This window comes from Pseudomonas sp. LBUM1669, from assembly GCF_059695705.1.
This window is the reverse complement of record NZ_CP166784.1, coordinates 5,866,548-5,892,630: the sequence shown is the minus strand read 5'-3', so window position 1 is coordinate 5,892,630 and position 26,083 is coordinate 5,866,548. Positions and strand designations below refer to the sequence as shown.

Here is a 26,083-nt window from a genome sequence, read left to right as displayed (position 1 = left end):
CCTCGCTCCTACAGAGTTTTGCGTGATTCCTGTAGGAGCGAGGCTTGCCCGCGAAGAACGATGACGCGGTCTAGCGTTGCAACACGAGGATCCGCGACAACAACTCATCACGGTCGACATAGCACCCTTGAAAATGCCGGGCGCCACTGGCGGGGTCGAAGGCGTTGCGGGCGTGGAGGGTACGGCGGTTGTCGAAGCACCACAGCTCGCCGGGATTGAGCCGCGCCATCACCCTAAACCGTGCTTCACGGGTCATCGCAATAAAGCGTCGATAAGCGCGGTACAGCTTGGGCATGTCTTCGATAGATGCATCAAAAGGCCCACGCAGAAAGTTCGCCATGCGGATCTCCGACACCTGCCCCAACGCATCCAGGGCAATGATCGGCGCCAGGCAGCGGTAGTCGCTATGGCGGTCCTTGTTGCGGAACTCCACGGGGATTTCACACAGGGATTTGAACGACTCGGGATCTTCCTCGCGCAACGCTTGGGCAATGGCAAAGCCGTCGACAAAAATACTCTCGCCACCGTCCGCTTCATTGACCAGGCAATGCAGAAATTGCAGCCCCGGTTGCAACTCTCGGGTCGGCAGGTCGCTGTGTAGCGGCAGGTTGAAAGCGGTGTAGGCGTTGCTGTCGGCATCGGCCTTGGATTGCACGTTGAACAGCACGCCGAAATTGCTCTCGCGAATGAAAGAAATCCGCTGGGCAATCAGCTTCAGCGAACCGGGTTCGGTGGGCACGCCGCGCACTTGAGTCAGGCCGATATCGCGTACCGCCAGCAGCCAGTGCAGCAAGGCGTCGTTGTCGTGCATCAGCGCCTGGTAGTCGAACACCGGCAACTGCAAATCGCTGTGCCAGAGCCTGGCTTTGGGTTTGCCGGCCCGGCGTTCGGCGCGGGATTCATCGTCATAAGCGTGAGCCCGCAGCCAGCCTGGATCGAAGCGGCTGAGGTGACCGTCCTGCCATTCAACGCTAAGGCAACCTTCGGCATCTACGTTTGCCTCTGTCGGTGTCAGGTCCTCTGCGACGTCGACAATTTCCAGTACTTGCTCGCGGGTCACGGTGTAGACGCACAGCGGGCAAGGGCAGTTGTCCCGCAGCCATTGATGATGAAAGGGACTGACCCGACCGTCGGCCCACTGCACTTGAATTCGATCCGCCAGGGTTTGCACGGCGGACAACGCGCTGATCAACGGGTAGGTACGGAAGTCGGCAAAAGCGGCGGCGGTGTTCAATGGCGATCTCCTTGTTATTTTTTAGGGGGCAATGCGATCACTCGGCCAATGTAGTCGGGGGAGGGAAGGTCGGTTTGCTCGGCGACGATGGCTCGCAGCTTGCTCAGGGTGTCTTCGCTGAACGGTGCGGAGCGCGGCCCGGCGAGATCGACGTGCAGCAGCATTTGTTCGTTGCCCGCCAGTTCCTTGTCGTCGCCGACCAGATGCAGGCTGTGATAGAGGTGCAGGCGTTTGCTGTCGTGGCCGATGATTTGGGTGCGCACTTCGACATCGGCGTCGAGCTTCACTTCGTGCAGGTAGTTGAGGTGCAGTTCGAGGGTGAACAACGAGTTGCCGCTGGCTTCGCGGTTGTTGCTGTCCATGCCCAGCCGATCCATCAGCGCGTCGGTGGCGTAGCTGAAAATCAGCAGATAGAAGGCATCGCGCAGGTGGCCGTTGTAGTCGACCCAGTCGGGGATGATTGTGGTTTGGTAGGTGGTGAGGGTGGGCATGATGAAGGATCCAGAATGTGTGGTGACTGGACTACCGCTATCGCGAGCAGGCTCGCTCCCACAGGTGACCGAGTTGTATCAGACACCTGCAATCAAATGTGGGAGCGAGCCTGCTCGCGATGGGGCCGGCCCTGTTGGCAAATTACTCGCTGAACGCCATCCCATGCTTCTCTTTGGTGGTTTTCACCGCTTCGAGTACCGCGAGCAAGCAATCATCACGATAGCGCTCCAGCGCGGAAATGCTGTGTTTGCCCAGCTGATCGCTGGTCCCGTCCACCACATCATCGATCAACTTGTCGGTCAGCTCCGGCGCTGGCAGGTACGTCCACGGCAACTGCAACGCCGGGCCGAACTGCGCCATGAAGTGGCGCATCCCCGCATCGCCACCCGCCAGGGTGTAGGTCAGGAATGTGCCCATGAACGACCAGCGCAGCCCCGCGCCAAAGCGGATGGCATCGTCAATTTCGCCAGTGGTCGCCACACCGTCGTTCACCAGGTGCAGCGCCTCGCGCCATAGTGCTTCGAGCAAGCGGTCGGCGATAAACCCCGGCACTTCCTTGCGCACATGCAGCGGACGCATACCCAGGAATTCATACACTTTCATCGCCGCTTGAACGGCTTCCTGCGCGGTGTTTTTGCCCCCGACCACTTCCACCAGGGGCAGCAGATAAACCGGGTTGAACGGGTGGCCGACCACGCAGCGTTCCGGGTGGGTCGAGCTCTCGTAGAACTCGCTCGGCAACAGGCCCGAAGTGCTGGAACCGATCAAGGCATTAGGCTTGGCTGCCGCGCTGATTTTGCTGTGCAGTTCCAGTTTCAGATCGAGGCGTTCCGGTGCGCTTTCCTGAATGAAATCGGCGTCGCGAACGCATTCCTCAATGGTTGCGACAAAGCGCAACCGATCCTGTGAAGCGCCCGGTGCCAGGCCTTGTTTCTCCAGCGCACCCCAGGCATTGGCGACGCGTTTGCGCAGGGCGGCTTCGGCACCGGGTGCCGGGTCCCAGGCGACAACGTCGAGGCCGTGGGCGAGGGCGCGGGACACCCAACCGCTGCCGATGACACCGCTGCCCAGGGCTGCGAAGGTTTTGATTTCGGTGATAAAGCTCATGGCGTCGTCCTAAAAGAATTCGGTGGTCCCTGTGGGATCTGGCTTTGTGGCGAGGGGATTTATCCCCGTTCGGCTGCGCAGCAGTCGCAAAACATTGCGTGCGGTGTAGCTGACACACCGCGGTTGTAGGTTTTGGGGCCGCTTCGCGACCCAACGGGGATAAATCCCCTCGCCACACCCGCTCCCACAGAGGGAAAGAGTGAGTAGGGTCAGCCGCGCTTGGTCAGGCCCATTTTTGCCCGGCCTTCCGCCGGCGTCAGAACACGGGCGCCAAGACGGCTGAGAATTTCCGAGGCGCGCTCGACCAGTTGGCCGTTGGTCGCCAGCACACCCTTGTCCAGCCAGATGTTGTCTTCCAGACCGACCCGCACGTTGCCGCCGAGCAGCACCGCTTGTGCCGCCATCGGCATTTGCATGCGACCGATGCCGAAGCCGGCCCACACCGCGTTCGCTGGCAGGTTGTCGACGATGGCTTTCATGGTGGTGGTGTCGGCCGGCGCGCCCCACGGAATGCCCAGGCACAGCTGGAACAGTGGGTCGTCGAGCAGGCCTTCCGTGATCAACTGTTTGGCGAACCACAGGTGACCGGTGTCGAATATTTCCAGCTCGGCCTTCACGCCCAGCTCTTGAATGCGTTTGGCGCCTGCGCGCAGTTGCGCCGGGGTGGACACGTAAATGGTGTCGCCGTCGCCGAAGTTCAGGGTGCCGCAGTCGAGGGTGCAGATTTCCGGCAGCAGCGCTTCAACGTGGGCCAGTCGGGTCAGCGGGCCGACCAGGTCGGTGTTCGGGCCGAACTCCATCGGGTTCTCGCCCGCGCCGATTTCCAGGTCGCCGCCCATGCCGGCGGTGAGGTTGACGATGATGTCGACGTCGGCCTCGCGGATGCGCTCCATCACTTCGCGGTACAGCGCCACGTCACGGCTGAATTTGCCGGTTTCGGGGTTGCGAACGTGGCAGTGAACGACCGTGGCACCGGCCTTGGCGGCTTCCACGGCGGCAGCGGCGATTTGTTTCGGGGTGACCGGCACGTGTGGGCTTTTGCTGGTCGTGTCGCCAGCACCGGTGAGTGCGCAGGTGATGATGACGTCGTGGTTCATGAGGCGGGTTCCTTGCAGGCGTGATGATTCCGTTCGCAGCCCGGTCGGGCTGCGAGTCGGTAGTTCAATCGGGGTTTATTTACTGGTCAGTTTCAAATTGTCAGCGGCCGGTTTGCCATCGAAGGTGGTCACGCCTTCGAGCCAGCGTTGCTTGTCTTGCGGGTGATCTTTCAGCCATTGCTTGGCTGACTCGAAGGCGTCCTTGTGGTCCAGCAGCGGCTGCATCATCCGGCTCTCGTCTTCGGCGGTGTAGGTCAGGTTGCTCAGCAATTTGCCAATGTTCGGGCATTGCTCGGCGTATTTCGGCGCGGTGACGGTCCAGACCGTGGCCATGCCTTCGTTCGGGCCCAGGGCGTCTTTGCTGCCGGTGAGGTAAGTCATCTGCACGTTGACGTTCATCGGGTGCGGCGCCCAGCCGAAGAACACCACGGCTTCTTTGCGGCGCACGGCGCGATCCACCGCCGCGAGCATGCCGGCCTCACTGGACTCGACCAGTTGGAACTTGCCGAGGCCAAACTGGTTCTTGGCGATCATGGCCTTGATCTGGGTGTTGGCGCCCGAGCCTGGCTCGATACCGTAGATCTTGCCGCCCAATTCCTTTTCAAACTTGGCGATGTCGGCGAAGGTCTTCAGGCCCTTGTCGGCGAGGTAGGTCGGAACGGCGAGGGTGGCGCGGGCGTCCTTGAGGCTTGGCGCTTCAAGCACCTTGACTTGGTTGGCGTCGACGAAAGGCGTGATGGTCTGGGTCATCAGCGGGTTCCAGTAGCCCAGGAACAGGTCCAGGCGCTGGTCGCGGATCCCGGCGAAGATGATTTGCTGGGACGCGCTGGTTTGTTTGGTGTTGTAGCCGAGGCCATCGAGCAGGACCTGGGTCATGGCACTGGTGGCGATCACGTCGGTCCAGTTCACGACGCCCATGCGCACGTTCTGGCATGAAGCAGGTTCGGCCGCCATGACGCTGGCGCTCAAGAAGGCGGTACCGCTGAGTGCAAGAACACAGCTGCTGATCAGTCGTTTCATGTCGGGGTTCCTCGGCAGACGTTATTGTGGGTTCCGGCATCTTCGTGCGCCGGTGATGACCAAGTTACGCAGCTTGGGCCCCGTCAAAACGCACTGCGGCGACCAGCTCTTGCACTGCAGCGACGTGACCTCTTGAATGCCTGTTGCAAGTGGCGTATCAACGTCCACACGCTTCCCGCCCTCTCGTTACCTGCCAGTCGAGTGCGCTCCATGTCCCAGGATTTCTACTTCATGTTGATGCCGGGTTTCTCGGCCATCGGTTTTATCTCGGCCATCGAGCCGCTGCGGGTCGCCAATCGCTTTCGCGGCGAGTTGTATCGCTGGCATGTGCTGAGTGCCGATGGCGGCGCGGTGTTGGCCAGCAACGGCATGTCGGTCAACGCCGACGCGGCGCTGGAGCCGTTGAAGAAAGGCGCAACCTTGTTGGTGGTCGCCGGCTTTGAACCGCTGAAGTTCGCCACGCCCGCGCTGGAACACTGGCTGCGCCGCCTGGACAACGAAGGCGTGACCCTCGGCGCCATCGACACCGGCAGCTTCGTCCTCGCCGAAGCCGGCCTGCTCGACGGCCATCGCCTGACCCTGCACTGGGAAGCCATCGACGCGTTCAAGGAATCTTATCCACAGCTCAGCGTCACCCAGGAGCTGTTCGAGATCGACCGCCGGCGTATCACCTCCGCCGGCGGCACCGCCTCCATCGACCTGATGCTCGACCTTATCGCCCAGGCCCACGGCCCGGAGCTGGCGATCCAGGTCAGTGAACAATTCGTGCTCGGCCGCATCCGCCCGCGCAAAGACCACCAGCGTATGGAAGTCGCCACGCGTTATGGCATCAGCAACAAAAAACTGGTGCACGTGATCGGCGAGATGGAGCAGCACAGCGAGCCACCGCTGAGTACGCTGGAACTGGCGGAGTCGATCAAGGTGACACGGCGGCAACTGGAGCGATTGTTTCGGTTGCACCTGAACGATACGCCGAGCAATTTCTACCTGAGATTACGGTTGGAGAAGGCGCGGCAGCTGCTTCGGCAGACGGACATGAGTGTGCTGGAAGTGAGTATCGCCTGTGGCTTTGAATCGCCGTCGTATTTCACCCGCAGTTATCGGGCGCGGTTTGAACGGTGTCCGCGGGAAGATCGCCGACGATTGGGAGACGGGCGGGAGCTCGTCTGAACACAGAAGATCCCCTGTAGGAGCGAGCCTGCTCGCGATAGCGGTGGATCATCAACATCAACTTGAATGACGGACCGCTATCGCGAGCAGGCTCACTCCCACAGGGGAATCTTCTTGGGTGTTATTTCTTCATCAGGGCGGAACAGGCCGCCTTGTAAGCCTCATGCTGATACTTGTTCAGCGTCTCCGGCAGCGCAAAGTCAAACTTCTTGTTCTGCGCATTGATCGTCTGCGGCGACAGCAACGTCACCTCGCAACTCTCCAGCAACTGAAAAACGCCCTCGATTTTGAAGGTGGTCGGCCCACCGGCAAACTCGCCTTTTTTGCTGCGCTTCTTGATCGCGATCCGGTCGATGGAATTCTCGCGTACAAACGACGCCACCTGAGCGGCAAAGACTTTGACGTTCGCGGCTTCGTCGTCATCGTCGAGGGCGATTTTCTTGGTGGGCAGGGCTACGTGACTCAGCGTCTGACCGTCCAGGGACGCGACGGCAATGATCGCTTCGCTGCCTTTGATTTCGATGCCGCAGATTTTCATTTCGATCCCTTTCACAAATGGTTGTGTGCAGCCTACAGCTCAAGTTGATTAGCCGTGATGCCAAACGCCGCGGCAATTTTCTCGCGGGTGGCCTTGCGAGGCTTCGCTACAGTCTCTTGCTGGGCAAAAGCAGGTTGAGAAATGCCCATGCGTTTGGCCACTTCATCCTGTGTAAGGTTCAGATGTTCGCGCCAGGCGCGAATCGGCGTCGCGCCATCGACGATGCGGCTGACCACTTCATGGGGAATCAGATCGGGCTCAATCTTCTGCGCCACATATTGCGCGTAGGGAATGACCACAAACGCAGGATTCCCCTCTGCGTCATTGATGATTTGAACGTCAGTAGGTGCGTTCATCGCGTTTTTTGACCTCTTGAATACTGACCACTTTGATTGCGCCATCCCAGTCGAACATGACTCGATAGTTACCCACTCGAAGTCGATAGGCATAGTCATGACCGACCAGTGCTTTGACATTGCCTATATCAGGCATGTCAGTCAGCACCGTGACGGCATCACGAACCTGGATCTGGTGAGCGGAATGCAATTTCAGAAGCTGCTTAACGGCCTTTCGAGTCCAGTGAATGCTGTTCATGGGAGAATATAAGTCTTTTATAAGATTTTCCAATCGTTACTTATATTTCTCTCTCGGCCAATTAACGAAGCATGTCGGGATATTGCCCGGGCAATAGGGTCTGCTGCGAGGTGTAGGGAGTGCTGTAGGTTTAGTCAGCAAGGTTTGTAGGAAACAGCATCTCTTGAGAATCGAAAGCCGGCGACGGTGCCAGCTTCCGACGGAAATTCAGGATCACTCCTGCCCAATCGACTCCAAAAACTCCGACCGCTCGTCACTCATCCGCGCCACGCAATCATTTTGCGCAATGGTGAACGCCTTGCTACCGGTCGTCGCCGGAAACGCTTCAACCGCGCAATCCGCATCCCGGGTTTTCAGCCATTGCTGCTGCGCAGCCTTGAGTTTGGCGGTGATGTCGGTCAGTTGCGCCGGGTTCTTGCCGTAGGCCGTTTGCATGCGCTCGGTCAGGCTTTGGTAGTTGTCTTTGAGCAAGTCTTCGGCGGTGCTTCTGCTGTAGGCCGAGCATTCCAGGGTCTGAACCTCGTTTTCGACTTTGTCGCAGGGGTTGTCGTCGGACTCTTCAGCCGCGTGTACGCCGGTCGCTATCAGTGCCAAAGCCAGGAAGATCGTTCTCATTGCGACGCAGCCCCTTTTTTTCAGTGCCTATTCAGTAATGCAGCGAATTCTGGCCCAAGCAGCGGCCCTTGAACAGGAGGGCGATTACGTCGATCAACGACCCTTTGTCGCGGATTGACGCTTTCGGCAAACCCCCTGTCGTTTTTGCACCCGGCTACCCCGTCCCTCAGGCATATGCTGGCCCCAAAGCGCCGGCACACGATTCGGCGCACGAATCGCTAATAGGGGACAGCCTGATGAGCCCAGCCGAATTGCACGCCGACAGCATCGTTATCGACGGGCTGATTATTGCCAAGTGGAACCGCGAGCTGTTTGAAGACATGCGCAAGGGCGGTCTGACCGCGGCCAACTGCACTGTGTCGGTGTGGGAGGGCTTCCAGGCCACCGTCAACAACATCGCCGCCAGCCAAAAGCTGATCCGCGAAAACAGCGACCTGGTGATTCCGGTACGCACCACCGCCGATATCCGCAAGGCTAAAGAGCAGGGCAAGACCGGCATCCTCTTCGGCTTTCAGAATGCTCACGCCTTTGAAGACCAGATCGGCTATGTCGAGGTGTTCAAGCAGCTCGGCGTCGGTATCGTGCAGATGTGCTACAACACCCAGAACCTGGTGGGTACCGGTTGCTACGAGCGCGATGGCGGCCTGTCGGGTTTCGGTCGTGAAATCGTCGCCGAGATGAACCGCGTCGGCGTCATGTGCGACCTGTCCCACGTCGGCTCGAAGACTTCCGAAGAAGTCATCCTCGAATCCAAGAAGCCGGTCTGCTACTCCCATTGCCTGCCGTCGGGTCTGAAAATTCACCCGCGCAACAAATCCGATGAAGAACTGAAGTTCATCGCCGATCACGGCGGTTTCGTCGGCGTGACCATGTTTGCGCCATTCCTGGCCAAGGGCATTGATTCGACCATCGACGATTACGCCGAAGCCATCGAATACACCATGAACATCGTCGGCGAAGACGCCATCGGTATCGGCACCGACTTCACCCAGGGTCATGGCCAGGACTTCTTCGAATACCTGACCCATGACAAGGGCTACGCCCGCCGCCTGACCAGCTTCGGCAAGATCATCAACCCGCTGGGCATCCGCACCGTTGGCGAGTTCCCGAACCTGACCGAAACCCTGCTCAAGCGCGGCCATTCCGAGCGCGTGGTGCGCAAGATCATGGGCGAGAACTGGGTCAACGTCCTCAAGGACGTCTGGGGCGAGTAAGCCACAGCACCTCTGAATCCTTTCCCCCGGCCGTCCGCGCCGGGGGCAATACCAAAAATTTTCTGGAGTTAAGTTTCCATGGCCAAGATCGCCCCGCAATTGCCAATCGAAGTCGACAGCGAAACCGGTGTCTGGACCTCCGACGCCCTGCCAATGCTGTACGTACCGCGTCACTTCTTCGTGAATAACCACATGGGCATCGAGGAAGTGCTGGGCGCCGACGCCTACGCCGAAATCCTCTACAAGGCCGGCTACAAATCCGCCTGGCACTGGTGTGAAAAAGAAGCTGAATGCCACGCTCTGGAAGGCGTTGCGGTGTTCGAGCACTACATGAAGCGCCTGTCGCAGCGCGGCTGGGGCCTGTTCAAGATCCAGGACATCGATCTCGACAAAGGCACCGCCAGCGTCAAGCTTGAACACTCTGCATTCGTCTACGTGTACGGCAAGGTCGGGCGCAAGGTCGACTACATGTTCACCGGTTGGTTTGCCGGGGCCATGGATCAGATTCTGCAAGCCCGTGGCAGCAAGATCCGCACCGTTGCCGAACAGGTTTACGGTGGCTCCGAAGAAGGCCACGACGACGGCCTGTTCACCGTCAAGCCGTTGTAAGTCGAGGAACCCGCCATGGCTTTCGAAGCAATGTTCCAGCCGATCCAGATCGGCAAACTGACCATCCGCAACCGCGTGCTCAGCACTGCGCACGCCGAGGTCTATGCCACCGACGGCGGCATGACCACCGACCGGTACGTCAAGTATTACGAAGAGAAAGCCAAGGGCGGGATCGGCCTGGCGATTTGCGGCGGTTCCTCCAGCGTGGCCATCGACAGCCCGCAAGGCTGGTGGAAGTCGGTCAACCTGGCCGACGACCGGATCATTCCGCACTTTCAGAACCTGGCCGATGCCATGCACAAGCATGGTGCCAAGATCATGATCCAGATTACCCACATGGGCCGTCGTTCCCGTTGGGACGGCGAGCATTGGCCAACCCTGCTGTCGCCTTCGGGCATCCGTGAACCGGTGCACCGTGCGACCTGCAAAACCATCGAGCCGGAGGAAATCTGGCGGGTGATCGGCAACTACGCCACCGCGGCTGGCCGCGCCAAGGCCGGTGGCCTGGACGGCGTTGAATTGTCCGCAGTGCACCAGCACATGATCGACCAGTTCTGGAGCCCGCGAGTCAACAAACGTACCGACGAATGGGGCGGCAGCTTCGAAAACCGCATGCGTTTCGGCCTGGAAGTGCTCAAGGCTGTACGGGCTGAAGTCGGCCCGGATTTCTGCGTCGGCATCCGTCTGTGCGGTGATGAATTCCACCCGGACGGCTTGTCCCACGAGGACATGAAGCAGATCGCCAAGTACTACGACGACACCGGCATGATCGACTTCATCGGTGTCGTGGGCTCGGGTTGCGACACCCACAACACCCTGGCCAACGTTATCCCGAACATGAGTTATCCACCGGAGCCATTCCTGCATTTGGCGGCCGGTATCAAGGAAGTGGTCAAGGCCCCTGTTTTGCACGCGCAGAACATCAAGGACCCGAACCAGGCGACTCGGATCCTGGAAGGCGGCTACGTCGACATGGTCGGCATGACCCGCGCCCACATCGCTGACCCGCACCTGATCGCCAAGATCAAAATGGGTCAGGTTGACCAGATCAAACAATGTGTCGGCGCCAACTACTGCATCGACCGTCAGTACCAGGGCCTGGACGTCTTGTGCATCCAGAACGCCGCGACCTCCCGTGAATACATGGGCGTGCCGCACATCATCGAGAAATCGACCGGTGTGAAGCGCAAAGTGGTGGTGGTCGGTGCCGGTCCTGCCGGGATGGAAGCCGCTCGCGTGTCGGCCGAACGTGGCCACGACGTGACCCTGTTCGAGAAGAAAGAATTCATCGGCGGGCAGATCACGACCGCATCGAAAGCCCCGCAACGGGACCAGATCGCCGGCATCACCCGCTGGTTCCAACTTGAGCTGGCGCGTTTGAAAGTCGACCTGCGCCTGGGCGTGGCAGCCGATGCGGCAACCATTCTCGACCTGCGTCCGGACGTGGTGGTACTCGCCGTCGGCGGCCATCCGTTCCTGGAGCAGAACGAGCACTGGGGCGCGGCTGAAGGCCTGGTGGTCAGCAGCTGGGACATCCTCGATGGCAAGGTCGCGCCGGGCAAGAATGTGCTGGTCTACGACACCATTTGCGAGTTCACCGGGATGTCCACCGCGGACTTCCTCGCCGACAAGGGCAGCCAGGTTGAGATCGTCACTGACGACATCAAGCCGGGCGTAGCGATTGGCGGCACGTCGTTCCCGACGTACTACCGCAGCATGTACCCGAAAGAAGTGATCATGACCGGCGACATGATGCTGGAGAAGGTCTACCGCGAAGGCGACAAGTTGGTGGCGGTGCTGGAAAACGAATACACCGGCGCCAAAGAGGAGCGGGTGGTGGACCAGGTCGTCGTCGAAAACGGCGTGCGTCCGGACGAAGAAATCTATTACGCGCTGAAGGAAGCGTCGCGCAACAAGGGCCAGATGGACATCGAAGCCTTGTTCGCGATCAAGCCACAACCTTCGCTGAGCCAGGCGGGCGACGGCTACTTGCTGTTCCGCATCGGCGACTGCGTGGCGCAGCGCAACACCCACGCGGCGATCTACGACGCGTTGCGGTTGTGCAAGGATTTCTAACGGATAACCACCATCACCTGTGGCGAGGGAGCTTGCTCCCGCGGGGCTGCGAAGCGGCCCCAAAACCGGCAGTCGAGGTGTATCAGATATACACCGACGGCTGTTTTGGGAGCGCTTCGCACTCCAGCGGGAGCAAGCTCCCTCGCCACAAGTAGGTACGTCGCTCTTACCGGCGCGCACATGACCCCGAGGTCTTTGGGAGCTCCACCATGTTGAACACCCTTCTTCCAATCCTGTTGTTCGCTGCCCTGGGCCTTGCGGTCCTCGGCGCGTTGCGGCGGGTGGCTATGTGGCGCCGGGGCCGTGCCTCCAAGGTCGACCTGATCGGCGGCCTGTTCGCCATGCCCAAGCGTTACATGGTCGATTTGCACCACGTCGTCGCGCGGGACAAATACATCGCCAACACCCACGTGGCCACGGCTGGCGGTGCGGTGGCGTCCATTGTGCTGGCGATCCTGGTTCACGGTTTCGGCCTGCACAATCGCATTCTCGGTGTTGCTCTGTTGATTGCCTCGACGGTGATGTTCGTCGGTGCGATTTTCATGTTTCTGCGTCGTCGCAACCCTCCGGCCCGCTTGTCCAAAGGGCCATGGATGCGCCTGCCGAAAAGTCTGTTGGCGTTCTCGGCGAGCTTCTTCCTGTTGACCCTGCCGGTCGCCGGCATCCTCCCGGAAAACTTCGGAGGTTGGGTGGTGGCGGCGATCCTCGGTGTCGGCGTGCTGTGGGGCGTCACAGAATTGTTCTTCGGCATGACCTGGGGCGGGCCGATGAAGCACGCCTTCGCCGGTGCTTTGCACCTGGCCTGGCACCGTCGCGCCGAGCGCTTTGGTGGCGGCCGTTCCACCGGTTTGAAACCGCTGGACCTGAACGACCCGACTGCGCCGCTGGGCGTTGAAAAACCCAAGGATTTCACCTGGAACCAACTGCTCGGCTTCGACGCCTGCGTGCAGTGCGGTAAGTGCGAAGCCGCGTGCCCGGCGTTCGCCGCCGGCCAGCCGCTGAACCCGAAAAAGCTGATTCAAGACATGGTCGTCGGCCTTGCCGGTGGCACTGATGCCAAATTCGCCGGCAGCCCCTATCCAGGCAAAGCAATTGGCGAACACAGTGGCAACCCGCATCAACCGATCGTCAACGGTCTGGTGGACGCTGAAACCCTGTGGTCCTGCACCACCTGCCGCGCCTGCGTCGAGGAATGCCCGATGATGATCGAGCACGTCGACGCCATCGTCGACATGCGCCGCCATCTGACCCTGGAAAAAGGCGCGACCCCGAACAAGGGCGCCGAAGTCCTGGAAAACTTGATCGCCACTGACAACCCGGGCGGTTTCGCTCCGGGCGGGCGGATGAACTGGGCGGCGGATTTGAACCTCAACCTGATGAGCGAGAAGAAGTCCGTCGACGTGCTGTTCTGGGTCGGCGACGGTGCGTTCGACATGCGCAACCAGCGGACCCTGCGTGCCTTCGTCAAAGTGCTGAAAGCGGCCAAGGTCGACTTCGCCGTGCTAGGCCTCGAAGAACGTGACAGCGGTGACGTGGCTCGACGCCTGGGCGACGAAGCAACGTTCCAGTTGTTGGCCAAACGCAACATCCAGACCCTGGCCAAGTACAGCTTCAACCGCATCGTCACCTGCGACCCGCACAGCTTCCACGTGCTGAAAAACGAGTACGGCGCTTTCGACGGCAACTACCTCGTGCAGCACCACAGCACCTACATGGCGGAAATCATCGGCGCTGGCGCCCTGAATCTTGGCCAGCACAAAGGCAGCAGCGTGACGTATCACGATCCGTGCTACCTCGGCCGCTATAACGGCGAATACGAGGCGCCGCGTGAAGTGCTGCGCGCCCTTGGCATTGAAGTGAAAGAGATGCAACGCTCAGGTTTCCGCTCGCGCTGCTGTGGCGGTGGTGGCGGTGCGCCGATCACCGACATTCCGGGCAAGCAACGGATCCCCGACATGCGCATGGACGACATCCGCGAAACCGGCGCCGAACTGGTGGCCGTGGGTTGTCCACAGTGCACGGCAATGCTCGAAGGCGTGGTCGAACCGCGACCGCTGATCAAGGACATCGCCGAACTGGTGGCCGACGCGTTGCTTGAAGACGCCGCACCGAGCAAACCGGCTGCACCGGCCCAACGTGAACCTGCGGAGGCCCACTGATGAGCGACATTATCCGCCGCGACCCCCGCGCCGAATGGATTGCCCGTAACCGCCTGCACCCGCTGCACGCAGCCATGCAACCGGCGCAACACAGCTGGATGGGTCCCAACGGTGTCATCCGCAAGAATCTGCACGGCATCGGCTTTATCGGCCCCAACGGCATCAAGCGCATTGACCGCAGCGGCGCTCAGCAGGGCGGGGCGAGCAAACGTTCGGCCGCGGTTGAAGTCCAGTTGCCACTGCATCAAGTGCCCGCACCTGCGTTTTACATCAGCGTGGTGCCGGACATGGTCGGCGGCCGCTTGAGCAGCCACGACCGCGACTTGCTCGGTCTGGCTCATCAACTGGCCGGCAAGGACGGCGCGGTCTTGGCCGTGGTCTTCGGCGAACACAAAGAAAACGCCTTCGCCACCGCTGGCGTCGATCGCTTGCTGGTGCTGGAAGGCGACGAATTCAACGGTTATGCACCGGAACAACGGGTCCAGGGCCTGCGGGCTGTGGATAACCAGTTCAGCCCTCGTCACTGGCTGCTTCCCGATAGCCGCAGCGGTGGCGGTGAACTTGGCCGTCGTTTTGCCGCCGCACTGGGTGAGCGCCCGGCCACGCGGGTCTGGCAGGTCAAGGATCAGGAATGCATCGGCCGCGCCGGTGCGGGTTTGCAAGACCTTGCGCGTCCGGTCGCACGCTTGATTCTGGCCGCCGTCGAGTGCGCCGAACCGGTCAGCGAAACCCGTCACGAAGCCTTGCCCGTGGAGTTATCCACAGCGGTCGCGCGCAGTCTCTCGCGCATCGAGGATTTGGGCGCGGTGGCGGTGGATCCGTCAGCCATTCCGATGGCCGAAGCCGAGTTCATCTTCTCCGGCGGCAACGGGGTCAAAGACTGGGGACTTTTCCACAGGACCGCCGAAGCGCTGGGCGCTACCGAAGGCGCGTCCCGTGTGGCAGTGGACGATGGCTTCATGGCGCGCGACCGGCAGGTCGGCGCGTCCGGCACCTGGGTTACCGCGCGGGTTTACGTGGCGGTGGGAATTTCCGGGGCGATCCAGCACCTGCAAGGCATCGGTGCCTGCGACAAGGTGGTGGCAATCAACCTCGACCCTGGCTGCGACATGATCAAACGGGCCGACCTGTCGGTGATCGGCGAGAGCGCCGAGATTCTTCAAGCCTTGATCGCGGCGGTAGAGGCTTACCGCAACGAAGCCAAGCGCGATGCGGCTTAAGGAAAGGAAAGGGTTATGAGCACGAAAATCATCAGCCTGGTGTCCATCGGCGCCCACCCGACCTCCGGCCGGCCACGTCGCGCGGAGCAGGATGCGCGGGCGGTAGAACTGGGTCTGCAACTGGCTGGGGATAACCTGCAAGTGCTGCATGCCGGCGACGTCGCCGAGCCTGCACTGCGCGCGTATCTGGGCATGGGCCTGGAACAACTGCATGTGCTCGAACAACCGCAAGGCGCCGATGCGCTGCCAGCATTGACCGCGTATTTGCGCGACGCCGGGGCACAGGTGGTGCTGACCGGCAGTCAGGCGGAAACCGGTGAAGGCTCGGGCATGCTCCCGTTCCTGTTGGCCGAAAGCCTCGGCTGGCCGCTGGTGGTCGGGCTGGCTCAGGTGGAATCCATTGATGGCAGTTCGGCGCTGGTGCTACAAGCCTTGCCCCGTGGTCAGCGTCGTCGTTTGAAGGTACGGCTGCCGTTCCTCGCGACTGTGGATAACGCGGCGCCCAAACCTCGTCAGAGCGCATACGGCCCGGCACGGCGTGGGGTGCTGCAGGCGGATGAAGTCGAAGTGATCGACGATGATTTGTTGGCCGTCGCCACCCTGCAACCGGCCAAGCCACGGCCCAAACGCTTGAAGGTGATCAAGGCCAAGAGCGGCGCGGACCGGATGAAAGCCGCGACGGCCAAGGCCAGTGGTGGCGGAGGGCAGGTGCTTAATGGGTTGAGCGCCGAGGCGGGAGCCGAGGCGATTCTCAAGTTGCTGATAGAAGAAGGCGTGGTCCGCTAACTTAATGTCACCACTATCCCCTGTGGGGGCGATCAGGTCCGCTCCCACAGGGGGGCTGGTGTCATCGACATTTATGGGGAAACAATGGCAGTAGAATTTCGTTCGGCAGTGCGCGCCGATGCGCGTGAGATTGCGCGTCTGTTTCAAATCACATCGGAGGGGGCTGCCGATTACATCTGGAGCCAACTGGCGCAGCCCGGTCAGGATTTGCTGGACGTCGGCGCCATTCGTTACGCCCGCGACGACGTGGATTTCTCCTGGCAGAACTGCCTCATTGCCGAGTCCGAGGGCAACGTCATCGGCATGATGCACAGCTACGTGATGCGTCACGATCCGTTGGCAGAGCCGACGACCGATCCGGTCCTGGCGCCTTACGCGAAGATGGAAATCCCCGACACCCTCTACATCTCCAGCTTGGCGCTGCATGAAGGCTGGCGAAACCGGGGCCTGGGCAAGCAATTCCTCGCCTACGCTTACGACCGAGCCAGCCAGCTGGGGCTCAATGGCTTGAGCCTGATCGACTACGCCGCCAACACCGGCGCTCGCCGGTTTTACGAGCGACACGGCTTCCGTATTGTCGACACCTGCCAGATCACGCCCCATCCGATGATTCGTGTCACGGGTGAGGCTTACCTGATGTACCGGCCATGAAAAATGCGTGAGGTTGAGGATGGCGTTTCCAAGCCATACACAAAACCCAAGGTTACCCACAATCCCTGTTAGCGCTTCTGTGGATAACATGTTCACCTCTCTCTGCACCCCATACAAATCAAGCCCTGCAACCCTTCGTACAAAAAACAACCAGGCTAACTCGCGGTTTTTTCTCACTTTTTTTAGAGGATAACTTTGCACGCGGGCCAATACTTGCCCCCAATCTCTGTTAGCGCATCTGTGGATAAGATGTTCGCTGTCCGCTGCAGGCCTTGTATATCGGGCTTATCAGGTGGGTGGTTAAAAAACGATCAAATCACCGTTTTGGCGCGACAAACCCCTCGAAAACCCCGGAGAATCGCGGTTTTCAGGGGTTTTCCACAGAGTCGCTGAAGTTGCCCCCAAAGTCTGTTGGCGCTTCTGTGGATAAGGTGTTTACCATCCTCTGTAAGCCACGTAATTCGTGCCTTACGAGCGCTTGGTCAAAAAACAACCAATCGCTGACGAAATCCATGCTTCTGGATAAGTCACGGATTTTCTTCACTTTCCATAGTGGGTTTTTGCTTGGCGAGCCGAGTTGCCCACATTTGCTGTGGGTTGAGGTGTGGATAAGTTGTTCGCGGAACGCTGCAAGCCAGGCTCACTTTGGGCGCCAAGGCAAGCGATTGTTTTTTGTACAGGCTACGGCTTTGAGGGGCGGGTTGGGCTTTGAGCGCTTGGCACGCTAACAAGGTTTCATCGATGTTTTATCATATATCCAATTTAAATACATTCAGGTTCCTATGGGTATATCGGTCTGTTTGACAGGTTTTACCTCTGGGACTTTAATCTCCTTCACGCGATGAAATGAACAGGGTCGTTCAACATTTTTTCTCTTCAATCCTCTTCGCAGGAGCCGTGCAATGGATTGTTTTCGCGCTCACGATTCGACAGATGTTTTCCGCCTGAATTTCTCTTCTCATTAGCGACGATTGTAATGGCGCTGTACCGCGTATTCGTCAGGACGATTACGTTCGGGTCATTGTTTATGCCTTAGGTTTATCGAGCCTGGCAGGTAGTTTAATGAGCGGGCTTTAGAGTAGCGATGAGCGGCGCCGGTCAGGTTGGCCGGCCCTCGTCTACGGGGCACAACACCAGTGCATTTAACACACACTTACAAGGAGTTCTAAAATGTCTGAAGCTGCCAAGTCAAAAGTCAAATCGGTCGCTGATGCCGCCGTTGCTCCGTCCAAAGAAGCGTATGTCGAACTGCTTAATGAAATGCGGGTTCATGCCAAAAAATCCGCCGCCGGTGAAGCGCGAGGCGTACTTATGGCCTCGCCACGCTTGCAGCAGATCCACCTTCGCAGTCTCTACGTAAACAAAAGCTCCAACGATCCGGCGGTTAAGTATCTTGAGCCCAAGGCCCGGGAAGTAGGGGATGAACAGTCTAACCAATCCCAGTCGGAGCTGACCAAGGCGACCGAGACATTCGAAAGTTCGGGCTCCACCGATACGACCCCATATCAGAACAAACTCGATGAGTTGCGCAATCGGGATAAGGATGCCGCTGCAAAACGTATCGATAAAATCTACGACGAGGCGATCGAGCAAGTGAAGAAGTTTCCCGCCAGTGGTGACGCCGTTGTCGGATTTATGGATACGTTTGGAGGTTTGTTTAATGCGGTGCTGGACAAAATTGGTAACTTCTTTATTGAAGTTGGCAAAAACATCCTGAATTGGCTTAAGAATGTATGGGAGAAGATCAGCAGCACTTTTAACTCTGTCGTCAGTTGGATCAGTGGCTGGTTTTCCTGACATCGCATTATTGAAGTGGGGTGAGCGATGAATAAACCTGTTGGTCCGCCTCCTTTTATCGATCCACTTGAGGGTGAGTGGTGTCGTGCATTTAACTTCGAAGAAAATAGAGCGCTTGAGGATAATAAAGAAAGGCTCAATGTTCTTCGTCAGCGCGATAAAAGGAGAACCGATGAAAAGATTGATGGCTTATATGATGAGCTGCAACGAAAAATCAATCCCGACTATAAACAGCCGCCCAGTGCTTCCGATATAAACAGCATCTTTTCGGTGGCGCAGAGGATTATCAAATCCTGGAACTGGTAGCGATACCGTGAGACACAAAAAAACCGCGAGGACGCTCGCGGTTTTTTTCGTCTCGGGTGCCGTGTGGTCAGCCCTGAACCGGAACCCCTTTAAGGTAAGCCGCAGGCTCAGCCCCAAGGTTGTTCAGCAACCGCTCGCTGTACCAGTCCACAAAGTTCACCACACCAAACTCATAGGTCTTGGAATAAGGGCCAGGCTGGTAGGCCGTGGAGTTGATCCCGCGCTGGTTCTCTTCGGCCAGGCGACGGTCCTGGTCGTTGGTCGCATCCCAGACCTGGCGCATACGCTCCACGTCGTAGTCCACACCTTCAACCGCGTCCTTGTGGACGATCCACTTGGTGGTGACCATGGTTTCCTGAGCGCTGATCGGCCACACCGTGAAGACAATGATGTGATCGCCCATGCAGTGGTTCCACGAGTGCGGCAGGTGCAGGATGCGCATCGAGCCCAGGTCCGGGTTCTTGATGCGGCCCATGAGTTTGGCGCAGCCCTGTTTGCCGTCCAGGGTCATCGACACGGTGCCCTTGAGCAGCGGCATGCGCACGATGCGGTTACGCAGGCCGAAGCTGGCGTGGGCGTAAGGAATCTTCTCGGCTTCCCAGGCCGCGGCGGAGGCGGCGACGTGGTCCTTGAAGGCCTGGTCGGCACGCGGGTCGGTGACGTCGTCCCATTCCAGCAGGGTTTTCAGCAGTTCCGGGTGCGACGCGTTGCAGTGGTAGCACTCGCGGTTGTTTTCCAGCACCAGTTTCCAGTTGGCCTTTTCCATCAAGGTGGTGGTAATCGCCACCTTGGTGTTCTCCATGTCATACGGTTCCATGTAATGGTTCAGCGTCGACAGGAAGTCATCAATCGCTGGCGGGTTCTCCGACAGGCTGATGAAGATGTAACCGCCGGCGGTCTTCACGTTCACCGGTTTGAGGCCGTACTGCTTCATGTCGAAGTCGGCGCCCATTTCGGTGCCGGCGAACAGCAGGCGACCGTCCAGTTCGTAAGTCCACTGGTGGTAATGGCAGACCAGTTTGGCGACCTTGCCTTTTTCACTGGTGCACAGACGCGAACCACGGTGCCGGCAGACGTTGTGGAACGCATGGATCACGCCTTCGGCGCCGCGAATCACGATGATCGGGTTCTTGCCGACTTGCAGGGTCAGGTAGTTGCCCTTGGTCGGGATTTCGCAGGCCATGCCGGCGATCAACCACTCTTTCTGGAAGATTTCCTGCATGTCGATTTCAAACAGCCGCTCGTCAGAGTAAAACGGCTGCGGCAGCGAGAAAGTGCGCTCGCGCTCTTGCAGCATCTGCGCGGTGGCCTTGCGTGCGGGTTCCAGCGGATCGCCCAGGCTGATTTTTGCGGTGACGTCCATCGATTTGATCCTCAAGGCCATTCTGTGTGGCCGGCGAAAAGTGGCTAATCAGGTTTGCTACGCAAGGTGTAAAGCAAGGTGTAAAGGTTGTGTCTTGGTATGGGGCGAGTGTGGGGCCGCTGTTGGCCGGAACCTTATCCATGAGCGACATGGCCCACTCTGTTCCCGACGCGTAACCCCCGGTAGTTGGGGGCTGGTCGCGATAAGTATGTGAATGTCGCAGATAGGTAAATGGGTGGTCCGCGCGTTACGCAGAATCGTCAACATAAGGCCGACCATCGGCGGTGGAGAACAGCATGTCCAACAGCTTCCTGAATCCGGTAACCACCCAGACCTGGGCCAACGGTCGACACATCGTCCGTTGCGTCAAAGTCATCCAGGAAACCTGGGATGTGCGCACCTTCTGCTTTATGGCCGACCAGCCGATCCTGTTCTTCTTCAAACCGGGGCAGTTCGTCACCCTGGAGCTGGAAATCGAAGGCGTGCCGATCATGCGCTCCTACACCATTTCCAGCTCGCCATCGGTGCCGTACAGCTTTTCCGTGACCATCAAGCGCGTGCCGGGCGGCAAAGTGTCGAACTGGCTGCACGACACCCTGCATGAAGGTCAGGAGTTGGCCGTGCACGGTCCGGTCGGGCTGTTCAACGCCATGGACTTCACCGCGCCGAAGGTGTTGTACCTGAGCGGCGGTGTCGGTATCACGCCAGTCATGTCCATGGCGCGCTGGTACTACGACACCAACGGCAACGTCGACATGGTGTTTATCCACAGCGCCCGCTCGCCCAAGGACATCATTTACCACCGCGAGCTGGAACACATGGCGTCGCGGATCGATAACTTCAGCCTGCACCTGATCTGCGAAAAGCATGGACTGGGTGAACCGTGGGCCGGTTATCGCGGTTACCTGAACCACAAGATGCTCGAACTGATGGCCCCGGACTTCATGGAGCGCGAAGTGTTCTGCTGCGGCCCGACGCCGTACATGAACGCGGTCAAGCGCATGCTCGAAGCGGTTGGCTTCGACATGTCGCGTTATCACGAGGAATCCTTCGGCGCCACGCCACCGGAAGCCCGTGCCGATGCGGTGGAACAGGCCGAAATCGCCGCCGACGCGCCGGAAGTCGATCTGGCGGACCTGCATCAAGTCGAATTCATCTCCTCCGGCAAAAGCATTCGCGTGACCCCGGGTGAAACCGTGCATGCGGCGGCTGCCAAACTCGGCCTGCTGATTCCGAAGGCCTGCGGCATGGGCATCTGCGGCACATGCAAGGTGCTGAAGTTGGGCGGCGAGGTCGAGATGGACCACAACGGCGGGATTACCGAGGAAGACGAAGCCGAGGGCTACATCCTGTCGTGCTGCAGCGTGCCGAAGGGCGACGTGCGCATCGAATTCTAAGTAGCACCCATCCCTTGTGGGAGCGGGCTTGCTCGCGAAAGCGGTGGTTCAGTCAACATCATCGTTGAATGGCACACCGCTTTCGCGAGCAAGCCCGCTCCCACAGGGCCGGTGCTTTCAGTCGACAAACAGGTCTGGCATCAGCTTGTCGTTGGAACCGGGTTCGAAGCGGTAATGCTCGAACTCGGTCACACCGATTTCCCGCAGGATGTCCTCATCAATCAGTAACCGCCCGGTGATGCTGCGCCCGCTGCTGTCCAGAATCACGTGGGCGGCATCCGCCATGATCGCCGGCGTTCGTGCGTGTTTGAAGGATTCCCGCGACCCCAGCTGAAACTCGATGGCGGCGGTGGCAATCATCGTCTGCGGCCACAACGAGTTGACGCTGATCCCGTAGTTCCTGAATTCCTCGCTCATGCCCAGCGTCAACATGCTCATGCCGTACTTGGTCACGGTGTAGGGGCTGTATTGCGCGAACCACTTTGTCGCCAGGTTCAACGGCGGCGACAGGTTAAGGATGTGGCCGCTGCTCTTTTTCAGGTAAGGCAGCGCGGCCTGGCTGCAGAGCAACACGGCGCGGGTGTTGATCTGGTGCATCAGGTCGAAGCGTTTGAGCTCGATGTGTTGCACCCCGGTCAACTTGATCGCCCCGGCATTGTTGATCAGCGCATCGATAGCGCCGAAATGTTCGTTGGCCTGGGCCAAGGCTTCACGCACCGCGACCTCGTCGCGTACATCCACCTGCAAAGCCAGGGCCTTGCCACCCGCGGCTTCAACTTCCTGCGCCACGCTGAAAATCGTCCCCGGCAACTTGGGATGGGGCTCGGCGCTTTTGGCGGCAATCACAATATTGGCCCCGTCCCGCGCGGCCCGCAGCGCGATCTCGCGGCCGATGCCACGGCTGGCGCCGGTGATGAACAGGGTTTTGCCTTGTAATGACATGCGTAAGCTCCTGATTGTTATTGTCTGAGCGAATCGAGTGGTTCGCAGGACAATGTAGACCAAGACGCTGTGGTGAGTGGTGAGTGAGCTTTTGTGGCGAGGGAGCTTGCTCCCGCTGGGCTGCGAAGCGGCCCCAAAACCTGAATATGCGGTCTGTCAGGCAGACCGCATTGGCTGGTTTTACGACTGCTTCGCAGCCGGACGGGAGCAAGCTCCCTCGCCACAGGAGATCGGGTTGTTGCTCGAAGGGATCAGGCGGACATGACTTCGCGGATATCCGCCGCGAGTTCGCGCACGCGCTCTTCTTCGGTGTCCCACGAGCACATGAAGCGTGCGCCGCCGTTGCCGATGAAGGTGTAGAAGCGCCAGCCCTTGGCGGTGAGTGCGGCGATGGCCGGTTCCGACAGTTGCAGGAACACGCCGTTGGCCTGCACCGGGAACATCAGTTCCACGCCGGGGATGTCGCTGACCAACTCTGCCAGCAGTTGCGCGCAATGGTTGGCGTGTTTGGCGTATTTGAGCCAGGCGTCGTTTTCCAGGATCCCGACCCATGGGGCCGAGAGGAAGCGCATTTTCGAGGCGAGTTGCCCGGCCTGTTTGCAGCGGTAGTCGAAGTCTTCGGCCAGTTTGTGGTTGAAGAACAGAATCGCTTCCCCCACCGCCATGCCGTTTTTCGTGCCGCCGAAGCACAGCACGTCGACGCCGGCCTTCCAGGTCAGGTCCGCCGGGGAGCAGCCGAGGAACGCGCAGGCGTTGGAAAAGCGCGCGCCGTCCATGTGCAGGTTCAGGCCCAGCTCTTTGCAGGTGGCGCTGATGGCGCGGATTTCTTCCGGGGTGTAGACGCTGCCGACTTCGGTGGCCTGGGTCAGGGTCACGACGCGCGGTTTCGGGTAGTGGATGTCCTGGCGCTTGAGCGCGATTTCGCGGATCGATTCCGGGGTCAGCTTGCCGTTTTCGGTGCGGGCAATCAGCAGCTTGGAACCGTTGGAGAAGAATTCCGGGGCGCCGCACTCGTCGGTTTCGACGTGGGCGGTTTCCGAGCAGATCACGCTGTGGTAACTCTGGCACAGCGACGACAGGGCCAGCGAGTTGGCCGCGGTACCGTTGAAGGCGAAAAACACTTCGCAGTCTGTTTCGAACAGTTTGCGGAAATCATCGGACGCGCGAGCGGTCCATTCATCGTCGCCGTAAGCGCGTTGGTGGCCGTGGTTGGCCTGTTCCATGGCCGCCCAGGCTTCAGGGCAGATACCGGAATAGTTGTCGCTGGCGAATTGTTGGCTCTTATCGGTCATGGCCCTGCTTTCCGTGGTCGAGACGCTTATGGTGAAGCGCCTCGTGGTCAATGATGGTGCGCACTGTACCGAAGATCATCCGGTGAGCACACGCGCTGTGTCGGACAGAAAAATACAAAGACGACGGGCAATTATGCACATGACGCAAAGGGATGGGGCACTGGATCTGCTCAAGTGGCTGGCGCTATTGAGCATGGTGTTCGATCACCTGCGATATGTCGGTTACTCCGTTGATCTGCTGTATGTGCCGGGACGACTGGCGTTTGCGTGGTTCTGCCTGGCGATGGCGGCCAACCTGTCACGCACCCGGACAGTGACGACCGACGGCCAGTGGCGATACCTGGGCTGGTTGCTGTTGTTCAGCGCCCTCAGCGAAATTCCGTATCGAATGTTCATTCCTGATCCCGACACGTTGAACGTGTTGCCTACGTTGGCGCTGGGGTTGCTGGTGGCCCGTGGCTGGCAGGATCGAAGCCTGCAATCGCGACTGCTCGCGGTCGGCGCCCTGACGCTGGCGGCACTATTCGCGCAGTGGCTGATGTTTGGTTTCTTCGGCGTCCTGCTGCCGCTGGCGATGTTGCTGGTGATCAGGCGGCCCTGGTATTTCAGCCTGTTGCCGGGGCTGGTGTGCCTGGCGGCGAATCAATGGGAGGTGTTGTTTTACTCCGCGCGGATCGGTAACCGTGCATCAGTCCTCGGCATTGCCGCTTGTCTGATTGCGCCATTGGCCGGTGTGCTTTTACTGCGCCACGCCGGCCGACTCAAACCGCCGCCGATGCGTCGCTGGGCATATGCGCTCTATCCACTGCATTTCTTGATTTTGTTACTCGCCCGCCAGATCGCCACCTAACCCCTGTGGGAGCGGGCTTGCTCGCGAATGCGTCAGGCCAGTCGACATCAACGGTGGCTGACACACTGCATTCGCGAGCAAGCCCGCTCCCACAGGGTTCTGTGCTGATTTGAGGAGTGTGTTGGGCATGCCATTTCAGCCCATGTCGTAAACGCACCTTTGCGTGGCGTCCGTAGGCATTTGGCCTGTCTGCGCCGGTCATACCATCGCATCAAAGGGCACTGTCGAAACACCGGTGCCTTACCGAGACGAATGGCGCATAGATGCCGCTGGGAGAGACGCGATGTTCAGCAAGCAAGACCAGATCAAGGGTTACGACGATGCACTGCTGGCGGCGATGAATGCCGAGGAGCAACGCCAGGAAGATCACATCGAGCTGATCGCGTCAGAGAACTACACCAGCAAACGCGTCATGGAAGCGCAAGGCAGCGGCCTGACCAACAAATACGCCGAAGGCTATCCGGGCAAGCGCTACTACGGTGGTTGCGAGCACGTCGATAAAGTTGAAGCACTGGCCATCGAACGCGCCAAGCAACTGTTCGGTGCCGACTACGCCAACGTGCAGCCGCACTCCGGCTCCTCGGCCAACAGCGCTGTGTATCTGGCCCTGATCCAGCCTGGCGACACCATTCTCGGCATGAGCTTGGCTCACGGTGGTCACCTGACCCACGGCGCCAAAGTGTCGTCCTCGGGCAAGCTGTACAACGCCGTGCAGTACGGGATCGACACCAAAACCGGGCTGATCGACTACGACGAAGTCGAGCGTTTGGCCGTCGAATGCAAACCCAAGATGATCGTTGCCGGGTTCTCGGCTTACTCCAAGACCCTCGACTTCCCACGTTTCCGTCAGATCGCCGACAAGGTCGGTGCGCTGCTGTTCGTCGACATGGCTCACGTTGCCGGTCTGGTCGCTGCCGGCCTGTACCCGAACCCGCTGCCGTACGCCGACGTGGTCACCACCACCACCCACAAGACCCTGCGCGGTCCACGTGGTGGCCTGATCCTGGCCAAGGCCAACGAAGAAATCGAGAAAAAGCTCAACGCCGCGGTGTTCCCGGGTGCCCAGGGCGGCCCGCTGATGCACGTCATCGCCGGTAAAGCGGTGTGCTTCAAGGAAGCGCTGGAGCCAGGTTTCAAGGCTTACCAACAACAAGTGATCGATAACGCCCAGGCCATGGCCGGCGTATTTATCAAACGCGGCTACGATGTAGTGTCCGGCGGCACCGATAACCACCTGTTCCTGGTCAGCCTGATCCGTCAGGGCCTCACCGGCAAAGAGGCGGATGCAGCACTCGGTCGCGCCCACATCACCGTGAACAAGAACGCCGTGCCGAACGATCCACAGTCGCCGTTCGTGACCTCCGGCCTGCGCATCGGCACCCCGGCGGTGACCACGCGCGGCTTCAAGGTGACCCAGTGCGTCACGCTGGCCGGCTGGATCTGCGACATCCTCGACAACCTCGGCGATGCCGATGTCGAGGCCAATGTTGCGCAGCAAGTGTCGGCCCTGTGCGCGGACTTCCCGGTTTATCGCTGAGCGCGGTTTTGGAGTAA

At 59.7% G+C, this 26,083-nt stretch carries 25 protein-coding genes; 13 read left to right on the top strand and 12 right to left on the bottom strand.

Annotation, left to right across the window (positions count from 1 at the left end; genetic code table 11):
* Positions 1 to 70: 70 nt before the first annotated feature.
* The 5 genes from ACA051_RS27445 to choX form a co-directional block, all read right to left on the bottom strand.
* Positions 71 to 1,234: a gamma-butyrobetaine dioxygenase gene (locus ACA051_RS27445; RefSeq protein WP_497306031.1), complete on the bottom strand. Its 1,164-nt coding sequence runs from the start codon at positions 1,232 to 1,234 to the stop codon at positions 71 to 73.
* 14 nt (positions 1,235 to 1,248) lie between these two features.
* The gene (locus tag ACA051_RS27440) at positions 1,249 to 1,725 is read right to left on the bottom strand and encodes a thioesterase family protein (RefSeq protein WP_497306029.1); all 477 of its coding nucleotides are present in this window, start codon (positions 1,723 to 1,725) and stop codon (positions 1,249 to 1,251) included.
* 142 nt (positions 1,726 to 1,867) lie between these two features.
* Positions 1,868 to 2,833: an L-carnitine dehydrogenase gene (locus ACA051_RS27435; RefSeq protein WP_497372644.1), complete on the bottom strand. Its 966-nt coding sequence runs from the start codon at positions 2,831 to 2,833 to the stop codon at positions 1,868 to 1,870.
* Positions 2,834 to 3,042: 209 nt separating this feature from the next.
* The gene (gene cdhC / locus ACA051_RS27430) at positions 3,043 to 3,930 is read right to left on the bottom strand and encodes a 3-dehydrocarnitine:acetyl-CoA trimethylamine transferase CdhC (RefSeq protein ID WP_497372642.1); all 888 of its coding nucleotides are present in this window, start codon (positions 3,928 to 3,930) and stop codon (positions 3,043 to 3,045) included.
* Positions 3,931 to 4,005: 75 nt separating this feature from the next.
* On the bottom strand, positions 4,006 to 4,950 hold the full coding sequence (gene choX / locus ACA051_RS27425) for a choline ABC transporter substrate-binding protein (RefSeq protein WP_497372640.1): 945 nt from the start codon (positions 4,948 to 4,950) through the stop codon (positions 4,006 to 4,008).
* A 210-nt stretch (positions 4,951 to 5,160) separates the two neighbouring features.
* Between choX and ACA051_RS27420 the strand changes: the two genes are divergently transcribed.
* Positions 5,161 to 6,120, top strand: a complete 960-nt coding sequence (locus tag ACA051_RS27420) for a GlxA family transcriptional regulator (protein WP_219097012.1) — start codon at positions 5,161 to 5,163, stop codon at positions 6,118 to 6,120.
* 121 nt (positions 6,121 to 6,241) lie between these two features.
* On the opposite strand, the gene ACA051_RS27415 is transcribed toward ACA051_RS27420, so the two are convergent.
* From ACA051_RS27415 to ACA051_RS27400, 4 genes are all read right to left on the bottom strand, one after another.
* A complete protein-coding gene (locus ACA051_RS27415) occupies positions 6,242 to 6,658 on the bottom strand; it encodes a DUF3010 family protein (RefSeq protein WP_497306024.1) in 417 nt (138 codons plus the stop codon).
* A gap of 32 nt (positions 6,659 to 6,690) precedes the next feature.
* Positions 6,691 to 7,014, bottom strand: a complete 324-nt coding sequence (locus tag ACA051_RS27410; protein ID WP_027926651.1) for a helix-turn-helix domain-containing protein — start codon at positions 7,012 to 7,014, stop codon at positions 6,691 to 6,693.
* On the bottom strand, positions 6,998 to 7,252 hold the full coding sequence (locus tag ACA051_RS27405) for a type II toxin-antitoxin system RelE family toxin (protein ID WP_131060643.1): 255 nt from the start codon (positions 7,250 to 7,252) through the stop codon (positions 6,998 to 7,000). Before ACA051_RS27405 ends, ACA051_RS27410 begins: the two co-directional genes overlap by 17 nt.
* Positions 7,253 to 7,465: 213 nt before the next feature.
* Positions 7,466 to 7,867 carry a lysozyme inhibitor LprI family protein gene (locus ACA051_RS27400; RefSeq protein ID WP_497372637.1) on the bottom strand — a complete coding sequence of 134 codons (402 nt, stop codon included), beginning with the start codon at positions 7,865 to 7,867 and terminating at the stop codon, positions 7,466 to 7,468.
* Between the two features lie 236 nt (positions 7,868 to 8,103).
* On the opposite strand from ACA051_RS27400, the gene ACA051_RS27395 reads away from it, so the two are divergent.
* The 9 genes from ACA051_RS27395 to ACA051_RS27355 all read left to right on the top strand — a co-directional run bounded on the left by ACA051_RS27395 (position 8,104) and on the right by ACA051_RS27355 (position 18,685).
* The gene (locus tag ACA051_RS27395) at positions 8,104 to 9,081 is read left to right on the top strand and encodes a dipeptidase (RefSeq protein WP_008033250.1); all 978 of its coding nucleotides are present in this window, start codon (positions 8,104 to 8,106) and stop codon (positions 9,079 to 9,081) included.
* A gap of 78 nt (positions 9,082 to 9,159) precedes the next feature.
* Positions 9,160 to 9,690, top strand: coding sequence for a DUF5943 domain-containing protein (locus tag ACA051_RS27390; protein ID WP_497372635.1), 531 nt, complete (start codon positions 9,160 to 9,162; stop codon positions 9,688 to 9,690).
* A 15-nt stretch (positions 9,691 to 9,705) separates the two neighbouring features.
* Entirely contained in the window at positions 9,706 to 11,766 is a 2,061-nt protein-coding gene (gene dgcA / locus ACA051_RS27385; protein WP_133835677.1) for a dimethylglycine demethylation protein DgcA, read from the top strand.
* Between the two features lie 209 nt (positions 11,767 to 11,975).
* Positions 11,976 to 13,925 carry a dimethylglycine demethylation protein DgcB gene (gene dgcB, locus ACA051_RS27380; RefSeq protein ID WP_497372633.1) on the top strand — a complete coding sequence of 650 codons (1,950 nt, stop codon included), beginning with the start codon at positions 11,976 to 11,978 and terminating at the stop codon, positions 13,923 to 13,925.
* Positions 13,925 to 15,145, top strand: a complete 1,221-nt coding sequence (gene etfA, locus ACA051_RS27375; RefSeq protein ID WP_497372631.1) for an electron transfer flavoprotein subunit alpha — start codon at positions 13,925 to 13,927, stop codon at positions 15,143 to 15,145. The genes dgcB and etfA overlap by 1 nt, the downstream gene beginning before the upstream one ends.
* A gap of 15 nt (positions 15,146 to 15,160) precedes the next feature.
* Positions 15,161 to 15,931, top strand: coding sequence for an electron transfer flavoprotein subunit beta (gene etfB, locus ACA051_RS27370; protein WP_497372629.1), 771 nt, complete (start codon positions 15,161 to 15,163; stop codon positions 15,929 to 15,931).
* A gap of 84 nt (positions 15,932 to 16,015) precedes the next feature.
* Positions 16,016 to 16,582: a GNAT family N-acetyltransferase gene (locus tag ACA051_RS27365; RefSeq protein ID WP_497372627.1), complete on the top strand. Its 567-nt coding sequence runs from the start codon at positions 16,016 to 16,018 to the stop codon at positions 16,580 to 16,582.
* A gap of 1,170 nt (positions 16,583 to 17,752) precedes the next feature.
* Entirely contained in the window at positions 17,753 to 18,379 is a 627-nt protein-coding gene (locus tag ACA051_RS27360) for a hypothetical protein (RefSeq protein ID WP_497306011.1), read from the top strand.
* Between the two features lie 27 nt (positions 18,380 to 18,406).
* Positions 18,407 to 18,685, top strand: coding sequence for a hypothetical protein (locus tag ACA051_RS27355; RefSeq protein WP_403102054.1), 279 nt, complete (start codon positions 18,407 to 18,409; stop codon positions 18,683 to 18,685).
* 67 nt (positions 18,686 to 18,752) lie between these two features.
* On the opposite strand, the gene gbca is transcribed toward ACA051_RS27355, so the two are convergent.
* Positions 18,753 to 20,048 carry a glycine betaine monooxygenase oxygenase subunit gene (gbca, locus tag ACA051_RS27350; protein ID WP_497306010.1) on the bottom strand — a complete coding sequence of 432 codons (1,296 nt, stop codon included), beginning with the start codon at positions 20,046 to 20,048 and terminating at the stop codon, positions 18,753 to 18,755.
* Positions 20,049 to 20,344: 296 nt separating this feature from the next.
* Here gbca and gbcB point away from each other — a divergent pair, with 296 nt between their 5' ends.
* Positions 20,345 to 21,445 (top strand): glycine betaine monooxygenase reductase subunit, encoded by a 1,101-nt coding sequence (gene gbcB, locus ACA051_RS27345; RefSeq protein WP_497372625.1) that lies wholly within the window; start codon positions 20,345 to 20,347, stop codon positions 21,443 to 21,445.
* Between the two features lie 117 nt (positions 21,446 to 21,562).
* On the opposite strand, the gene ACA051_RS27340 is transcribed toward gbcB, so the two are convergent.
* A complete protein-coding gene (locus ACA051_RS27340) occupies positions 21,563 to 22,387 on the bottom strand; it encodes an SDR family oxidoreductase (protein WP_497372623.1) in 825 nt (274 codons plus the stop codon).
* Positions 22,388 to 22,638: 251 nt separating this feature from the next.
* Positions 22,639 to 23,679 carry a threonine aldolase family protein gene (locus tag ACA051_RS27335; protein ID WP_497306006.1) on the bottom strand — a complete coding sequence of 347 codons (1,041 nt, stop codon included), beginning with the start codon at positions 23,677 to 23,679 and terminating at the stop codon, positions 22,639 to 22,641.
* A gap of 133 nt (positions 23,680 to 23,812) precedes the next feature.
* On the opposite strand from ACA051_RS27335, the gene ACA051_RS27330 reads away from it, so the two are divergent.
* Together ACA051_RS27330 and glyA are read left to right on the top strand one after the other, a co-directional pair.
* Positions 23,813 to 24,529 (top strand): TraX family protein, encoded by a 717-nt coding sequence (locus ACA051_RS27330; protein WP_497372621.1) that lies wholly within the window; start codon positions 23,813 to 23,815, stop codon positions 24,527 to 24,529.
* Positions 24,530 to 24,812: 283 nt separating this feature from the next.
* The gene (gene glyA / locus ACA051_RS27325) at positions 24,813 to 26,066 is read left to right on the top strand and encodes a serine hydroxymethyltransferase (protein ID WP_497306003.1); all 1,254 of its coding nucleotides are present in this window, start codon (positions 24,813 to 24,815) and stop codon (positions 26,064 to 26,066) included.
* Positions 26,067 to 26,083: the final 17 nt, after the last annotated feature.

Excerpts from the sequence above, each read along its gene's own strand:
- ACA051_RS27440 (WP_497306029.1), bottom strand. The coding sequence starts at position 1,725 with ATGCCCACCCTCACCACCTACCAAACCACAATCATCCCCGACTGGGTC.
- ACA051_RS27435 (WP_497372644.1), bottom strand. The coding sequence starts at position 2,833 with ATGAGCTTTATCACCGAAATCAAAACCTTCGCAGCCCTGGGCAGCGGT.
- cdhC (WP_497372642.1), bottom strand. The coding sequence starts at position 3,930 with ATGAACCACGACGTCATCATCACCTGCGCACTCACCGGTGCTGGCGAC.
- choX (WP_497372640.1), bottom strand. The coding sequence starts at position 4,950 with ATGAAACGACTGATCAGCAGCTGTGTTCTTGCACTCAGCGGTACCGCC.
- ACA051_RS27420 (WP_219097012.1), top strand. The coding sequence starts at position 5,161 with ATGTCCCAGGATTTCTACTTCATGTTGATGCCGGGTTTCTCGGCCATC.
- ACA051_RS27415 (WP_497306024.1), bottom strand. The coding sequence starts at position 6,658 with ATGAAAATCTGCGGCATCGAAATCAAAGGCAGCGAAGCGATCATTGCC.
- ACA051_RS27410 (WP_027926651.1), bottom strand. The coding sequence starts at position 7,014 with ATGAACGCACCTACTGACGTTCAAATCATCAATGACGCAGAGGGGAAT.
- ACA051_RS27405 (WP_131060643.1), bottom strand. The coding sequence starts at position 7,252 with ATGAACAGCATTCACTGGACTCGAAAGGCCGTTAAGCAGCTTCTGAAA.
- ACA051_RS27400 (WP_497372637.1), bottom strand. The coding sequence starts at position 7,867 with ATGAGAACGATCTTCCTGGCTTTGGCACTGATAGCGACCGGCGTACAC.
- ACA051_RS27395 (WP_008033250.1), top strand. The coding sequence starts at position 8,104 with ATGAGCCCAGCCGAATTGCACGCCGACAGCATCGTTATCGACGGGCTG.
- ACA051_RS27390 (WP_497372635.1), top strand. The coding sequence starts at position 9,160 with ATGGCCAAGATCGCCCCGCAATTGCCAATCGAAGTCGACAGCGAAACC.
- dgcA (WP_133835677.1), top strand. The coding sequence starts at position 9,706 with ATGGCTTTCGAAGCAATGTTCCAGCCGATCCAGATCGGCAAACTGACC.
- dgcB (WP_497372633.1), top strand. The coding sequence starts at position 11,976 with ATGTTGAACACCCTTCTTCCAATCCTGTTGTTCGCTGCCCTGGGCCTT.
- etfA (WP_497372631.1), top strand. The coding sequence starts at position 13,925 with ATGAGCGACATTATCCGCCGCGACCCCCGCGCCGAATGGATTGCCCGT.
- etfB (WP_497372629.1), top strand. The coding sequence starts at position 15,161 with ATGAGCACGAAAATCATCAGCCTGGTGTCCATCGGCGCCCACCCGACC.
- ACA051_RS27365 (WP_497372627.1), top strand. The coding sequence starts at position 16,016 with ATGGCAGTAGAATTTCGTTCGGCAGTGCGCGCCGATGCGCGTGAGATT.
- ACA051_RS27360 (WP_497306011.1), top strand. The coding sequence starts at position 17,753 with ATGTCTGAAGCTGCCAAGTCAAAAGTCAAATCGGTCGCTGATGCCGCC.
- ACA051_RS27355 (WP_403102054.1), top strand. The coding sequence starts at position 18,407 with ATGAATAAACCTGTTGGTCCGCCTCCTTTTATCGATCCACTTGAGGGT.
- gbca (WP_497306010.1), bottom strand. The coding sequence starts at position 20,048 with ATGGACGTCACCGCAAAAATCAGCCTGGGCGATCCGCTGGAACCCGCA.
- gbcB (WP_497372625.1), top strand. The coding sequence starts at position 20,345 with ATGTCCAACAGCTTCCTGAATCCGGTAACCACCCAGACCTGGGCCAAC.
- ACA051_RS27340 (WP_497372623.1), bottom strand. The coding sequence starts at position 22,387 with ATGTCATTACAAGGCAAAACCCTGTTCATCACCGGCGCCAGCCGTGGC.
- ACA051_RS27335 (WP_497306006.1), bottom strand. The coding sequence starts at position 23,679 with ATGACCGATAAGAGCCAACAATTCGCCAGCGACAACTATTCCGGTATC.
- ACA051_RS27330 (WP_497372621.1), top strand. The coding sequence starts at position 23,813 with ATGCACATGACGCAAAGGGATGGGGCACTGGATCTGCTCAAGTGGCTG.
- glyA (WP_497306003.1), top strand. The coding sequence starts at position 24,813 with ATGTTCAGCAAGCAAGACCAGATCAAGGGTTACGACGATGCACTGCTG.